Source organism: Klebsiella sp. X13 (assembly GCF_003323835.1).
Classification (GTDB): Bacteria; Pseudomonadota; Gammaproteobacteria; order Enterobacterales; family Enterobacteriaceae; genus Klebsiella; species Klebsiella ornithinolytica.
Genome location: NZ_CP030874.1, coordinates 3491158 through 3504709, shown reverse-complemented (window position 1 = coordinate 3504709; position 13552 = coordinate 3491158). Strand labels below are relative to the sequence as shown.

General features: G+C 55.1%; 11 protein-coding genes. 8 read left to right on the top strand and 3 right to left on the bottom strand.

The window, feature by feature from the left end; genetic code table 11:
• Positions 1–174 precede the first annotated feature (174 nt).
• Complete coding sequence (gene pyrD / locus DSD31_RS16695) at positions 175–1185, top strand: quinone-dependent dihydroorotate dehydrogenase (RefSeq protein WP_004860131.1); 1011 nt, start codon at positions 175–177, stop codon at positions 1183–1185.
• A 167-nt stretch (positions 1186–1352) separates the two neighbouring features.
• The gene (gene zapC / locus DSD31_RS16690) at positions 1353–1895 is read left to right on the top strand and encodes a cell division protein ZapC (RefSeq protein ID WP_004860132.1); all 543 of its coding nucleotides are present in this window, start codon (positions 1353–1355) and stop codon (positions 1893–1895) included.
• Between the two features lie 6 nt (positions 1896–1901).
• On the opposite strand, the gene DSD31_RS16685 is transcribed toward zapC, so the two are convergent.
• Entirely contained in the window at positions 1902–3011 is a 1110-nt protein-coding gene (locus tag DSD31_RS16685; protein WP_004860135.1) for a YcbX family protein, read from the bottom strand.
• A gap of 98 nt (positions 3012–3109) precedes the next feature.
• Between DSD31_RS16685 and rlmKL the strand changes: the two genes are divergently transcribed.
• The 6 genes from rlmKL to rmf all read left to right on the top strand — a co-directional run bounded on the left by rlmKL (position 3110) and on the right by rmf (position 11028).
• The gene (gene rlmKL / locus DSD31_RS16680) at positions 3110–5215 is read left to right on the top strand and encodes a bifunctional 23S rRNA (guanine(2069)-N(7))-methyltransferase RlmK/23S rRNA (guanine(2445)-N(2))-methyltransferase RlmL (protein WP_015584713.1); all 2106 of its coding nucleotides are present in this window, start codon (positions 3110–3112) and stop codon (positions 5213–5215) included.
• 12 nt (positions 5216–5227) lie between these two features.
• Positions 5228–7135, top strand: a complete 1908-nt coding sequence (locus DSD31_RS16675) for an ABC transporter ATP-binding protein (protein WP_004860139.1) — start codon at positions 5228–5230, stop codon at positions 7133–7135.
• 14 nt (positions 7136–7149) lie between these two features.
• A complete protein-coding gene (pqiA, locus tag DSD31_RS16670; RefSeq protein WP_044346494.1) occupies positions 7150–8418 on the top strand; it encodes a membrane integrity-associated transporter subunit PqiA in 1269 nt (422 codons plus the stop codon).
• Complete coding sequence (pqiB, locus tag DSD31_RS16665; protein WP_004860144.1) at positions 8408–10045, top strand: intermembrane transport protein PqiB; 1638 nt, start codon at positions 8408–8410, stop codon at positions 10043–10045. Before pqiA ends, pqiB begins: the two co-directional genes overlap by 11 nt.
• Positions 10045–10605 carry a membrane integrity-associated transporter subunit PqiC gene (gene pqiC / locus DSD31_RS16660; RefSeq protein ID WP_004860145.1) on the top strand — a complete coding sequence of 187 codons (561 nt, stop codon included), beginning with the start codon at positions 10045–10047 and terminating at the stop codon, positions 10603–10605. Before pqiB ends, pqiC begins: the two co-directional genes overlap by 1 nt.
• A 255-nt stretch (positions 10606–10860) precedes the next feature.
• A complete protein-coding gene (rmf, locus tag DSD31_RS16650; protein ID WP_004871568.1) occupies positions 10861–11028 on the top strand; it encodes a ribosome modulation factor in 168 nt (55 codons plus the stop codon).
• A 66-nt stretch (positions 11029–11094) separates the two neighbouring features.
• Here the strand turns inward: rmf and fabA are convergent, their stop codons facing one another.
• Together fabA and DSD31_RS16640 are read right to left on the bottom strand one after the other, a co-directional pair.
• Complete coding sequence (gene fabA, locus DSD31_RS16645; protein WP_004860150.1) at positions 11095–11613, bottom strand: bifunctional 3-hydroxydecanoyl-ACP dehydratase/trans-2-decenoyl-ACP isomerase; 519 nt, start codon at positions 11611–11613, stop codon at positions 11095–11097.
• Between the two features lie 69 nt (positions 11614–11682).
• Positions 11683–13440 (bottom strand): AAA family ATPase, encoded by a 1758-nt coding sequence (locus DSD31_RS16640; protein ID WP_004860153.1) that lies wholly within the window; start codon positions 13438–13440, stop codon positions 11683–11685.
• Positions 13441–13552 lie beyond the last annotated feature (112 nt).

The window sequence follows — 13552 nt, the reverse complement described above, 5'->3', positions numbered from 1 at the left end:
TTATTTCCCTAAATGATTTTTCCACCCTAGTTTTGTCAGAAATTGCATAACGCCGGGGAGAAAAGTAAACGTTTGCGTTGGATGCGAGATTTTTTGTCGTAGGTCAATTCCCTTTCAGGCGTCGATCGAACATAATACGCCCCCGGTTTGCACACCGGGAATCCAGGAGAGTTCATGTACTACCCCTTCGTTCGTAAAGCCCTTTTTCAGCTCGATCCTGAGCGCGCTCATGAAGTTACTTTTCAACAATTACGCCGTGTATCAGGTACGCCGCTGGAAATGCTGGTCCGTCAGAAGGTACCGTCCAAACCGGTCACCTGCATGGGTCTCACGTTTAAAAATCCGCTGGGTCTGGCCGCTGGGCTGGACAAGAACGGCGAGTGCATTGATGCGCTCGGCGCCATGGGTTTTGGCTCCATTGAAATTGGTACCGTAACGCCGCGTCCGCAGCCGGGGAACGATAAGCCGAGGATCTTCCGTCTGGTGGATGCCGAAGGTTTGATCAACCGCATGGGCTTTAATAACCACGGTGTTGATAACCTGGTTGAGAACGTTAAAAAGGCGCATTTTGACGGTATTCTCGGTATTAATATCGGTAAGAATAAAGATACGCCGGTTGAGCAGGGTAAAGATGATTATCTGATTTGTATGGAAAAAGTCTATCCGTATGCCGGGTATATCGCCATTAATATCTCTTCACCGAATACCCCGGGCCTGCGCACCTTACAATACGGCGATGCCCTGGATGATTTACTCTCTGGTATTAAAAATAAGCAGCTTGAGCTGCAGCAAAAGCATCAGAAATATGTTCCAGTCGCTGTGAAGATCGCGCCGGATCTTTCTCTTGAGGAATTGATCCAGGTGGCCGATAGTTTAGTTCGTCATAATATTGATGGCGTCATTGCCACCAATACTACCCTCGATCGTTCGCTGGTCCAGGGAATGAAATTCTGTGATGAAACCGGTGGTCTCAGCGGTCGTCCGTTGCAATTAAAGAGTACGGAAATTATCCGTATGCTGGCGACAGAATTAAATGGTCGTTTGCCCATTATCGGAGTCGGAGGGATTGACTCGGTGATCGCGGCACGGGAAAAAATCGCCGCCGGTGCCAGCCTTGTCCAGATTTATTCCGGATTTATTTTTAAAGGCCCTCCGCTGATTAAAGAAATTGTTACCCATATCTAATCTTTTCCCCCTCTGATCCCCCCCAGGGCTTTATTTCCGGCCCTGGTTGTTTTATATTCCTTCATTGTTGCTTATTTAGACATTTTAGTCTTTTCTTAATTTTGGAAATTATTCTGCTGCAGGATGCTATTGCATAAGAGATGCACGGGAAAGAGGACGGGGGAACGATGCGAATTAAACCTGACGATAACTGGCGTTGGTATTACGATGAAGAGCACGATCGTATGATGCTCGATTTGGCCAATGGTATGTTGTTCCGTTCGCGGTTTGCGCGTCGAATGTTGACGCCCGACGCCTTCTCACCTTCCGGATTCTGTGTTGACGATGCCGCGCTGTATTTCTCTTTTGAAGAAAAATGTCGCGATATCGAGTTATCTAAAGAGCAGCGCGCGGAATTAGTTCTCAACGCGCTGGTCGCCATTCGCTTCCTGAAACCGCAGATGCCAAAAAGCTGGCACTTCACAACGCATGAGGTCTCCTGGCAGCCCGCCACCGGCGATGCCGCCAGCGCCTGGCTCAGCGATAGCGGACAGCAGGTTAATCTGCTGGTGGTTGAACCGGGTGAAAATGCCGCGCTCTGTCTGTTGGCGCAGCCGGGCGTGACGGTCGCCGGGCGAGTCATGCAGCTGGGGGATGTGATTAAAATCATGAATGACAGGCTGCAACCGGCGCAGGGTATGACCAGCTACAGCCTGGGTCAGGCGGTCTAAAACGCGCTAAGGCGCCAGCCGTAAGGCCGTTTTCGGTATACAGCTACAGCACAGAATCGTACCATCGCCAGCGACCGCGTTTTTCTTCAACGGGCTGACCTCGCCTTCTTCCAGTCTGATGCGGCAGCTGCCGCAAATCCCAGCCCGACAAGAGTAGGGGATGCGAATGCCTTTTTGCTCCAGCTGCTCCAGCAATACCTGCTGATTATTGCCGCTAAACCGCTGCCCCTGCCATTCAATTTCAATGACCGCATCCGGCTGTGCGACAACCGCCGGCGTATCGTCGCTCTCGCCTGCGCCGTAGGCTTTTGCCGGGCCGCGAGTCAGCACTTCCACTTCATCGCCCACGCGCACGACGCCGCTGTTGCGGGCAATCAGGTTTTGCCCAAAATCGACATCGCCGTTATCCAGCGCGGTGCGGAACTGCTGCAGCGTGGCCAGCGGTTCACCGGAGGGATGCTTTTGCCCCCGTTCCGGACTGACGGTCGTCAGCACGCAGCGGCTACATGGTTTGGCGACATCAAAAACCACGTCACCAATGCGAATCACTTTCCAGGTATCCTCTTCCCAGGCCGCCGCGCCGGTCACCACCAGATTAGGGCGAAACTGCTCCATTCGCACGCTGGCCCGACAGCGTTGTTGCAGATCGCGCAGTGAGGCTTCGTTAGCCAGCAGATAGGGGAAACCATCGGCGAAGGTGAGTGGGACGGCATCATGGCGCTTCACCCGCCGGGTGAGGTGAGGGCCTAACCAGCGGAGCTGAACATCGCGGTTAAAGAAACCGCTGAGCCACTGGTTGACCGATGGCGGAGCAATCAGCGCGGTGAAGTGATTCCCCCATACCTCGGTAGGCGCACCCTGCGCTGAAAAATCGCTGAAGCGCACTATCGCGCTGCTGCCGTCTACCGCCGTCAGATGAATACCGTCGTGCAGCGGGGATGGCGTAAACTTCACCATCTGCGGAAACTGGCGGGCAGTAATAAAGGTGCCATCGGTTTCCGTCACCATAAAGGCGCGATCGAAGGCCAGGCCGCTGATATCGGCAAACGCGTGCGTCAGACCAATTCCACGCATGGATTTGACGGGATGAATAAAAAGTCGCGATAGCGTTATCATGCGCTGCCTCTGGGCTTAAAAATAAGCCTTTAACTTTATGACATGGGGCGCATATTGGCTATAATGCGCAACAATTTTCTTTTAGTAAAAGTGACGATATGAATTCTCTGTTTGCCAGTACGGCTCGTGGCCTTGAAGAGCTGTTAAAAACTGAACTGGAAGCACTTGGCGCGGTGGACTGCCAGGTTGTCCAGGGCGGGGTCCATTTTCAGGGGGATACGCGCCTGTTGTATCAAAGCCTGATGTGGAGCCGACTGGCTTCGCGCATCATGCTGCCGCTGGGCCAGTGTAGCGTGTATAGCGACCTGGATCTGTACCTCGGTGTGCAGGCCATTCCATGGACGGAGATTTTCACCCCTGACGCCACCTTCGCCGTCCATTTTAGCGGGCTGAACGATGAGATTCGCAACAGTCAGTACGGGGCGTTAAAGGTTAAAGATGCGATCGTCGATAGCTTCACGCGTAAAAATCTACCGCGGCCAAACGTCGATCGTGAAAACCCCGATCTGCGGATTAATGTCTGGCTGAATAAAGAGACGGCGCACATTTCACTCGATCTCAGCGGCGAAGGTCTGCACCTGCGCGGCTACCGCGACGGCACCGGCATGGCGCCGATCAAAGAGACGCTAGCTTCGGCGATCGTCATGCGCTCTGGCTGGGTTCCGGGAACGCCGCTGCTCGATCCTATGTGCGGCTCCGGTACGCTGCTGATTGAAGCCGCTATGCTGGCGACCGACCGCGCACCGGGTCTGCATCGCGGTCACTGGGGCTTCAACGGCTGGCTGCAGCACGATGACGCGGTCTGGAAAGAGGTGAAGGCCGAAGCACAGACCCGCGCACGTAAAGGGCTGGCGGCCTATGAGTCGCGTTTCTATGGCTCTGATGTCGATGCCCGCGTCATTGAACGCGCGCGCAGCAACGCCCGTCGCGCGGGCGTCGGCGAACTGATTACATTTGAAGCGAAAGATGTTGCCCAACTCAGCAATCCGCTGCCAAAAGGCCCGTACGGGACCGTTATCAGCAACCCGCCGTACGGCGAACGTCTTGAAAGCGAGCCGGCGCTGATTGCCCTGCATAGCCTGCTTGGTCGGACGATGAAAACCCAGTTTGGCGGCTGGAATCTGTCGCTGTTCAGCGCATCGCCGGAGCTTCTGAGCTGCCTGCAATTGCGTGCGGACAAGCAGTTTAAAGCCAAGAACGGCCCGCTGGACTGCGTACAGAAGAATTACCATCTGGCGGAAAACGACGGCAGCGGCGCGGTCTCCCTGGCGGAAGATTTCGCTAACCGCCTGCGCAAAAATCTGAAGAAATACGAGAAATGGGCGCGTCAGGAAGGGATCGAGTGTTACCGGCTGTATGATGCCGATCTGCCGGAGTATAACGTCGCGATCGACCGCTACGGCGAGTGGGTTGTGGTACAGGAGTATGCGCCGCCGAAAACGGTTGATGCGCATAAAGCGCGTCAGCGTCTGTTCGATATTATCGCCGCAACGATCTCCGTGCTTGGCATTGCGCCGAATAAGCTGGTGTTGAAAACCCGCGAGCGGCAGAAAGGGAAAAACCAGTATCAGAAAATGGCCGAGAAGGGCGATTTCCTCGAGGTTCAGGAGTATAACGCGCGTCTGTGGGTCAACCTGACCGACTATCTGGATACCGGTCTGTTCCTTGACCACCGTATTGCGCGTCGCATGCTGGGCCAGATGAGCAAAGGGAAAGACTTCCTCAACCTTTTCGCCTACACCGGCAGCGCCAGCGTTCATGCCGGCCTCGGCGGGGCGCGTTCAACGACCACCGTCGATATGTCGCGAACTTATCTCGAATGGGCCGAACGTAACCTGCGCCTCAACGGCTTAACCGGGCGCGCGCATCGCCTGATGCAGGCTGACGTGCTGGGCTGGCTGCGCGAGAGCGATGAGCAGTTCGATCTGATCTTTATCGATCCGCCGACGTTCTCTAACTCAAAACGCATGGAAGATGCCTTCGACGTGCAGCGCGACCACCTGCGTCTGATGACGGATCTCAAACGTCTGCTGCGTAAAGGCGGCACGATTATGTTCTCGAATAACAAACGCGGTTTCCGTATGGATCATGACGGGCTGGCGCAGCTGGGGCTGAAAGCGCAAGAAATTACCCAAAAAACGCTGTCTCAGGATTTCGCCCGTAACCGTCAGATCCACAACTGCTGGCTGATTACTGCAGCCTGAAAGGAATAAAGAATGTCATTAATTAGTATGCATGGTGCCTGGCTCTCCTTCAGCGACTCTCCGCTGCTGGATAATGCCGAGTTGCATATCGAAGATAACGAACGCGTCTGTCTGGTCGGGCGCAACGGCGCGGGCAAATCCACCCTGATGAAAATCCTTAACCGGGAGCAGGGGCTGGATGACGGGCGCATTATTTATGAGCTGGATCTGGTGGTCGCGCGACTGCAGCAGGATCCGCCGCGTAATGTGAGCGGAACCGTCTATGATTTCGTTGCCGAAGGCATCGCCGAGCAGGCGGCCTATCTCAAAGGCTATCACGATGTTTCGCAGTTGGTGATGACCGACCCGAGCGACAAGAACCTGAATGAACTGGCGCGTCTGCAGGAGCAGCTGGACAATTTAGGGCTGTGGCAGCTCGACAGCCGTATTAACGAAGTGCTGGAGCAGCTTAATCTCGATGCCAACGCCGAGCTCTCCTCACTCTCCGGCGGCTGGCTGCGTAAAGCGGCTCTCGGCCGCGCCCTGGTCAGCGGGCCGCGCGTGCTGCTGCTCGATGAACCGACCAACCACCTGGATATTGAAACCATTGACTGGCTGGAAGGTTTCCTCAAGACCTTCAAAGGGACCATTATTTTCATCTCGCACGACCGTTCCTTTATTCGCAACATGGCGACGCGGATTGTCGATCTCGATCGCGGCAAGCTGGTGACCTACCCGGGGAACTACGATCAGTATCTGCTGGATAAAGAAGAAGCGCTGCGCGTGGAAGAGCTCCAGAATGCGGAATTCGATCGTAAGCTGGCGCAGGAAGAGGTGTGGATCCGTCAGGGGATCAAAGCGCGTCGTACCCGTAACGAAGGGCGTGTGCGGGCACTGAAAGCCATGCGCCGCGAACGTGGCGAGCGCCGTGAAGTGATGGGTAGCGCGAAGATGCAGGTCGAAGAGGCTGCTCGCTCGGGTAAGATTGTCTTCGAAATGGAGAACGTCAACTACCAGGTTGATGGCAAGGTCCTGATTAAGGATTTCAGCGCCCAGATCCAGCGCGGTGACAAAATTGCCCTGATTGGCCCGAACGGCTGTGGGAAAACCACGCTGCTGAAATTGATGCTTGGTCAGCTGAAAGCGGATAGTGGACGTATTCACGTCGGGACCAAGCTGGAAGTGGCCTACTTCGACCAGCACCGCGCGGAGCTTGACCCGGATAAAACGGTGATGGACAACCTTGCGGAAGGCAAGCAGGAAGTGATGGTCAACGGTAAGCCGCGCCACGTTCTGGGCTACCTGCAGGACTTCATGTTCCATCCGAAGCGCGCGATGACACCGGTGCGCGCGCTCTCCGGCGGTGAGCGTAACCGCCTGCTGCTGGCGCGTCTGTTCCTCAAGCCCAGCAACCTGCTGATCCTCGATGAACCGACCAACGATCTGGATGTCGAAACCCTCGAACTGCTGGAAGAGCTGGTGGACGGTTATCAGGGCACCGTGATGCTGGTCAGCCACGACCGTCAATTCGTCGATAATACCGTTACCGAGTGCTGGATCTTCGAAGGGGAAGGGCGCATCGGGCAATATGTCGGCGGCTATCACGACGCCCGCGGCCAGCAAGCGCAGTATCTGGCGCAAAAGCAGCAGATTAGCAAAAAAGCGGTAGAGGTTGCTCAACCGAAAGCAGAAAGTGTCAAACGAGCATCAGGCAAACTAAGCTATAACCTGCAGCGCGAACTGGAACAGTTGCCACAACGGCTCGAAGAACTGGAAACCCAACTGCAAACCCTGCAGGAACAGGTTGCCGATCCTTCTTTCTTTGGCCAGTCCCATGATCATACGCAGCAGGTGCTGGCGCAGCTGGCCGAGGCGGAACAGGCGCTGGAAACTGCCTTTGAACGCTGGGAATATCTCGAAGGATTAAAAAACGGCGCATAAGCTGAGGAGTTTTCATGTGCGATCATCATCATGCTGCGCGGCATATCCTGTGCCCACAATGTGATTTGCTGGTGGCTTTGCCGCAGCTGGAGCATCGCCAGAAAGCCGTGTGTCCGCGCTGCGGCACGACGCTGACAACTTCGTGGGACGCGCCCCGGCAGCGTCCTACAGCCTATGCGCTGGTGGCGTTGTTTATGCTGCTGTTGGCCAATCTGTTTCCCTTTGTGGATATGAAGGTGAGCGGTCTCAGCAGCGAAATCAAGCTGCTGGAAATCCCCGGCGTGCTGTTTAGCGAAGATTACGCCAGCCTCGGCACCTTCTTTTTACTCTTCGTACAGCTGGTGCCCGCTTTTTGTCTGGTCACCATTCTGCTGCTGGTCAACCGCATTCATATGCCGCGCGCGCTAAAGGCGTTTCTGGCGCGCATTCTGTTTCACCTTAAAACCTGGGGAATGGCGGAGATTTTCCTCGCCGGGGTGCTGGTGAGCTTCGTCAAGCTGATGGCATACGGTGATATCGGCGTCGGCTTAAGCTTCGTTCCATGGTGTTTGTTCTGCATGCTGCAGCTGCGTGCGCTGCAGTGCGTAGACCGGCGCTGGTTGTGGGACGATATTGCCCCGATGCCGGCGGTGACGCAGCCGCTGAAGATCGGCGTGACGGGGATCCGCCAGGGGCTACGTTCATGTTCGTGCTGTACCGCGGTTTTGCCCGCTGATGAAGCCGTTTGTCCCCGCTGTCAGACAAAAGGTACCGCGCGACGCAAGCATAGCCTGCAGTGGACGCTGGCCCTGCTGCTGACCTCATGCGTCCTTTATCTGCCCGCCAATATCATGCCGATCATGATTACCGATTTACTGGGCGATAAATTGCCGTCAACGATCATGGCGGGGGTGATCCTGCTGTGGAGTGAAGGCTCGTACCCGGTGGCGCTGGTGATATTTATCGCCAGTATTATGGTGCCGACGCTGAAAATGCTCGCCATTGCCTGGCTGTGCTGGAACGCTAACGGTAACGGACAGCGCGACTCGGAGCGCATGCACCTGATTTACGAAATTGTGGAGTTTGTTGGCCGCTGGTCAATGATTGATGTTTTTGTCATCGCTGTGCTCTCGGCGCTGGTGCGCATGGGAGGGTTGATGAGTATCTATCCTGCGATAGGGGCGGTGATGTTTGCGCTCGTTGTTGTCATGACAATGTTCTCAGCCATGACCTTTGACCCTCGTTTGTTGTGGGACCGTGAACCAGATTCAAGCCATGAGGAAATGCAGCAGCATGGAAAATAAGAGCGGAGAAGCGAAAGTGCAAAAGGTGAAGAACTGGTCACCCGTGTGGATCTTCCCCATCGTCACTGTGCTAATCGGCGCGTGGATTCTTTTTTATCACTACAGCCATCAAGGGCCGGAAGTGACGCTGATCACCACCAACGCTGAAGGGATTGAAGGCGGGAAAACCCGGATTAAAAGCCGCAGCGTGGATGTGGGGGTCGTCGAGAGCGCCACGTTGACCGACGATCTGACCCACGTAGAGATTAAAGCCCGGCTGAACGCCGGCATGAAGAAACTGTTGCATGAAGATTCCGTTTTTTGGGTCGTCAAACCGCAGGTAGGACGTGAAGGGATCAGCGGACTCGGTACGCTGTTGTCCGGAGCATATATTGAACTGCAGCCGGGGACGAAAGGCGGGGAGCCCGCCCGTTTCCCGCTGCTGGACTCTCCGCCGCTGGCTTCGCCGGATGCAAAAGGGATCCGTATTCTGCTGGAGAGTAATAAAGCGGGTCAGCTGTCGCCTGGCGATCCGGTACTCTTCCGTGGCTATCGCGTTGGATCGGTGGAAACCAGCTCCTTTGATGCCCAAAAGCGCAGCATCACCTATCAGCTGTTTATCAATGCGCCCAACGATCGTCTGGTAACAACCAACGTCCGCTTCTGGAAAGACAGCGGTATTGCGGTCGATCTCTCCTCATCCGGGATGCGCGTGGAGATGGGATCGCTGGCGACCCTGTTCGGCGGCGGCGTCAGCTTTGATATCCCGGAAGGTCTGGATATGGGCGAGCCGGTGGCGAACAAAACGGGTTACCATCTGTTTGACGATCAGAAGAGCATTCAGGATTCCGTCTTTACCCAGCATATTGATTACGTCATGTTCTTTAAAGACTCGGTGCGCGGACTGCAGCCGGGGGCTCCGGTCGAGTTCCGTGGAATCCGCCTGGGTACCGTCGGTAAAGTGCCGTTCTTTATTCCAGGACTGTATCAGCACCTGAATGAAGACTATCGTATCCCGGTAGAGGTTCGTATTGAACCAGAACGGCTGATCAGTCAGCTCGGCGGCGATCCAAATATCCGTACGCATATTGATGATCTGATTAATCGTGGCCTGCGGGGATCGCTGAAAACAGGGAACCTGGTGACCGGTGCGCTGTATATCGATCTCGACTTCTATCCGAAGGCGCCTCCGCGCGGCAAGATTCAGGAGTTTGGATCCTATCCGATCATTCCAACAATCAGCGGTGGTCTGGCGCAGATCCAGCAGCGCCTGATGGAAGCGCTGGATAAGATTAACAACCTGCCGATAAATCCGCTGTTGGAACAAGCGACCACCACGCTGGCGCAAAGTGAAAAAACGATGCAGCATGTTCAGACCACGCTGGATAGCCTGAACAAGATAGCGGCAAGCCCGTCAATGCAGCAGCTTCCTGGCGATATGCAGAATACGCTGCGCGAACTGAACCGCAGTATGCAGGGCTTCCAGCCAGGCTCGGCGGCATACAATAAAATGGTGGCCGATATGCAGCGACTGGATCAGGTTCTTCGCGAACTGCAGCCGGTACTGAAAACGCTCAATGATAAGAGCAATGCGCTGGTATTCGAGGCCAAGGATAAGAAAGATCCTCAGCCGAAGGGAGCGAAATAATGAAAAAATGGCTAATTGTGGCTGCGGCCTGCGCGTTGGCGGCCTGCAGCAGTGGGGAAAATAAAACCTACTATCAGCTTCCGGTTGTACAAAGCGGCGCGCAAAGCGCCGCCCACCAGAGCAGAAATCTGCTGTGGGTTGAACAGGTCAGTATCCCGGATTATCTGGCGGGCAACGGGGTGGTCTATCAGACCAGTGACGTGCAGTATGTCATTGCCAATAACAATCTGTGGGCCAGCCCGCTCGATCAGCAGCTGCGTACGACGCTGGTGGCGAATCTGAGTGCTCAACTTCCGGGCTGGGTGGTTGCTTCACAGCCTCTGGGCAGCGAACAGGATACGCTCAACGTGGCGGTTAATGGTTTCCATGGCCGTTACGATGGCCGGGTCATTGTCAGCGGTGAGTGGTTGCTCAAGCATCAAGGGCAGCTGATTAAGCGTCCGTTCAATATTGAGCTTAAGCAGCAGCAGGATGGCTATGATGCGATGGTGAAGACCCTGGCTCAGGCCTGGTCTCAGGAAGCCACGGCAATTGCCAGCGAATTGAATCGCCTGCCATAAGCAAAATGAATGAAAATGAAGCGCCGCGGTGGTCTGAAAAACCCCGCGGTTTTTTTATTTGTCTCGTCAGATCGTTACTTGTGCCGGTTCACATTTTTTGTACAAATGAATTTTCATGTAGCTCACAATTATGACAATGGCGTGAATTTTGCGCATTGACGTTGCCTCTGATTCGCGGTATTCGTTAACCGTGGTTGCACGTTTAGTGACCACTGTTTTCTTTTCCACCAGATCAAATAATGAGGGAAACGAGGCATGAAGAGACAAAAACGAGATCGCCTGGAACGGGCACATCAACGTGGATACCAGGCCGGGATAACCGGAAGATCGAAAGAAATGTGTCCCTACCAGACCTTGAACCAAAGGTCCTACTGGCTAGGAGGCTGGCGAGAAGCCATGGAGGACAGGGTACAAACTGCCTGACTGTCTCTTTAAAAAAAGAAGCCTCCGCAGAGCGGGGGCTTCGCCTTTTTTAAGCATCGCTGCTTATCAGAATGCAGACGTATCCTGGAACAGACCGACTTTCAGATCGTTTGCGGTGTAGATCAGACGATCGTCAACCAGCACTTCACCATCCGCCAGGCCCATAATCAGACGACGGTTAACAACGCGTTTGAAGTGAATACGGTAAGTGACTTTCTTCGCAGTCGGCAGGACCTGGCCGGTGAATTTTACCTCGCCAACGCCCAGCGCGCGGCCTTTGCCTTCGCCGCCGAGCCAGCCCAGATAGAAACCAACCAGCTGCCACATGGCATCCAGTCCCAGACAGCCAGGCATAACCGGATCGCCGATAAAGTGGCAACCGAAGAACCACAGGTCCGGGTTAATATCGAGTTCTGCTTCAACATAACCTTTATCGTAGTTACCACCCGTCTCAGTCATTTTGATGACGCGGTCCATCATCAGCATATTCGGCGCGGGTAACTGTGGGCCTTTTGCGCCAAACAGTTCACCACGGCCAGAGGCAAGAAGGTCTTCTTTCGTATAGGATTCGCGTTTATCTACCATGTTTTCAGTAAGCCTTATTTTGAGTTCGGGACGCAGGATAGCTAACACGTGTAAGCTGAACAAGTCCGATCAGTTCGAACCTGAACCACCTAACCAGCGTAGCGGCCACGGAAAACGATGACGACTCTCTTGCTGCGTCGCCTGCGCGATCCGTTCCTGGATGGTTTGCCGTAAAGTTTGCCCTTCACCGTCCCAGAGCAGCTGGGTCAGAACAGGCAGCGCTTCCGTGACATCTTCCACCGCCCAGATGAAAAACTGCTCGTCAGCAACGGCCTGCCGGAGTTCTGCTGCCAGACTCAGGTGGCGGATATTTGCCGCGGGAATAATGACCCCTTGCTTACCGGTTAATCCGCGCTGCTGGCAAATGGTGAAAAAGCCTTCGATTTTCTCATTAAGGCCGCCTACCGGCTGCACGCGACCAAACTGATCGACGGAACCGGTAATGGCGATGCTCTGATTAATCGGTACGCCAGCGAGAGCGCTGATTAGCGCACATAGCTCGGCCATCGAGGCGCTGTCGCCGTCGACTTCACTGTAGGATTGTTCGAAGGTCAGCGAAGCCGTGAAGGGGAGCTGCTGTTCGAGTTCCAGCTCGGACATCAGGAACGCCTGCATGATCATCATGCCTTTGGCATGGATGTTGCCGCCCAGTTCCGCCTTACGTTCAACGTCAATGAACTCACCGTCGCCGATGTGTACCACGCAGCTGATGCGAGACGGTTCGCCAAACGGACGCGGATGTCCGGGGAATTCGATGACCGACAAGGCGTTAATCTGGCCGATGCATTCGCCTTCGGTTTCAATCATTATCTGTTCTTGCAGGATTTCGTCCTGAATCCGCTCGGCGAGATAGCCTTCACGCCACTCGCGGCGGGCCAGCATGGTTTGCATCTCTTCCGCGGTGATCTGCCCACCTTCGCAGAACGCCGCCGCTTCGCGTAGCTGGCGGGCTATCCAGAGCGGGCACAGCGGTAATGTCTCCTGATCGCCGGTATAACGCGCGGCTTCCTGAATCAGCAGGGGCCAGGCGTCAGCGGCCACTCCCGGTAGTCCGAGCTGCTGCGCGTTTTTCCCTACCCACTGACACCACAGTTTGAGCGTATCCGCATCGGCAATCTGTATATTCTCTTCGTATTCGCTGTAAATCGCCTGAGCGGAGAGTTCGGGCTCCATCTCCTGGAAATCGGCCAATGAATCACGTTCCCCAACCAGAATCACTTTCAGGCTGAGCGCCATAGAGGGAATCGCGACCGGCAGAGGACGAGACTCGTCAATGGACAGCCAGTCAAAGCGCTGGCGGGTGACCATGCTTTTCAGACGCATCCAGAGCAGCGGCTGAGCGAGTAACGCGCGCAGAGAAATAATCAGTACGCCGCCGTTGGCCCGGTGTACCAGTCCCGGCTGGAGAGTGATTTCGCCGTTAAATTGGCGCACGCAGCCAAAGAGCTGCTCCGCTTCTACCCAGTCGGCAGTTTCAACCGGCGCGGAGCTGGCAAAATTATCGTCGGCATCTTTAGCCGGGGTGAGGGTGACGTTGCCGCCATTGACCTGATAGCGCACACCGTAGAGCGGTGCGGCAGGCTCATGTAAGGTTCGCGTTTCCGTCGCCAGCCACTGCAGGTACTCCGGCTCTTCCGGGGCTTTCACCAGCATGAATGGCGAGATGGTCGGAGTCACCAGAAGTTGCTCCAGACCATAGAATAAACGGGGCTGCAGTTCGCCGGAGAGGCCATCTTCCGCCTGGGCTAAATCGGCTTGTGCAAACAGCGCCTGATAACTTTCCGTATCAGGAGCGAGGTCGTTTCGGGTAAGTTTCGTAATGGTCAAAGTCGCTGTTTTTTAGTCAGATGTAAAACGCGCGATTATACCTTATGCTGCGTCTGAGCACACGGGGGATTGCGTTTGCCGCGATGATTACCGGGCTACCTGCATCACGAAT

Bases quoted from the DNA above. Each gene is read 5' to 3' on its own strand.
- pqiA (WP_044346494.1), top strand. From the start codon at position 7,150: ATGTGCGATCATCATCATGCTGCGCGGCATATCCTGTGCCCACAATGT.
- pyrD (WP_004860131.1), top strand. From the start codon at position 175: ATGTACTACCCCTTCGTTCGTAAAGCCCTTTTTCAGCTCGATCCTGAG.
- pqiB (WP_004860144.1), top strand. From the start codon at position 8,408: ATGGAAAATAAGAGCGGAGAAGCGAAAGTGCAAAAGGTGAAGAACTGG.
- fabA (WP_004860150.1), bottom strand. From the start codon at position 11,613: ATGGTAGATAAACGCGAATCCTATACGAAAGAAGACCTTCTTGCCTCT.
- zapC (WP_004860132.1), top strand. From the start codon at position 1,353: ATGCGAATTAAACCTGACGATAACTGGCGTTGGTATTACGATGAAGAG.
- rmf (WP_004871568.1), top strand. From the start codon at position 10,861: ATGAAGAGACAAAAACGAGATCGCCTGGAACGGGCACATCAACGTGGA.
- rlmKL (WP_015584713.1), top strand. From the start codon at position 3,110: ATGAATTCTCTGTTTGCCAGTACGGCTCGTGGCCTTGAAGAGCTGTTA.
- pqiC (WP_004860145.1), top strand. From the start codon at position 10,045: ATGAAAAAATGGCTAATTGTGGCTGCGGCCTGCGCGTTGGCGGCCTGC.
- DSD31_RS16675 (WP_004860139.1), top strand. From the start codon at position 5,228: ATGTCATTAATTAGTATGCATGGTGCCTGGCTCTCCTTCAGCGACTCT.
- DSD31_RS16685 (WP_004860135.1), bottom strand. From the start codon at position 3,011: ATGATAACGCTATCGCGACTTTTTATTCATCCCGTCAAATCCATGCGT.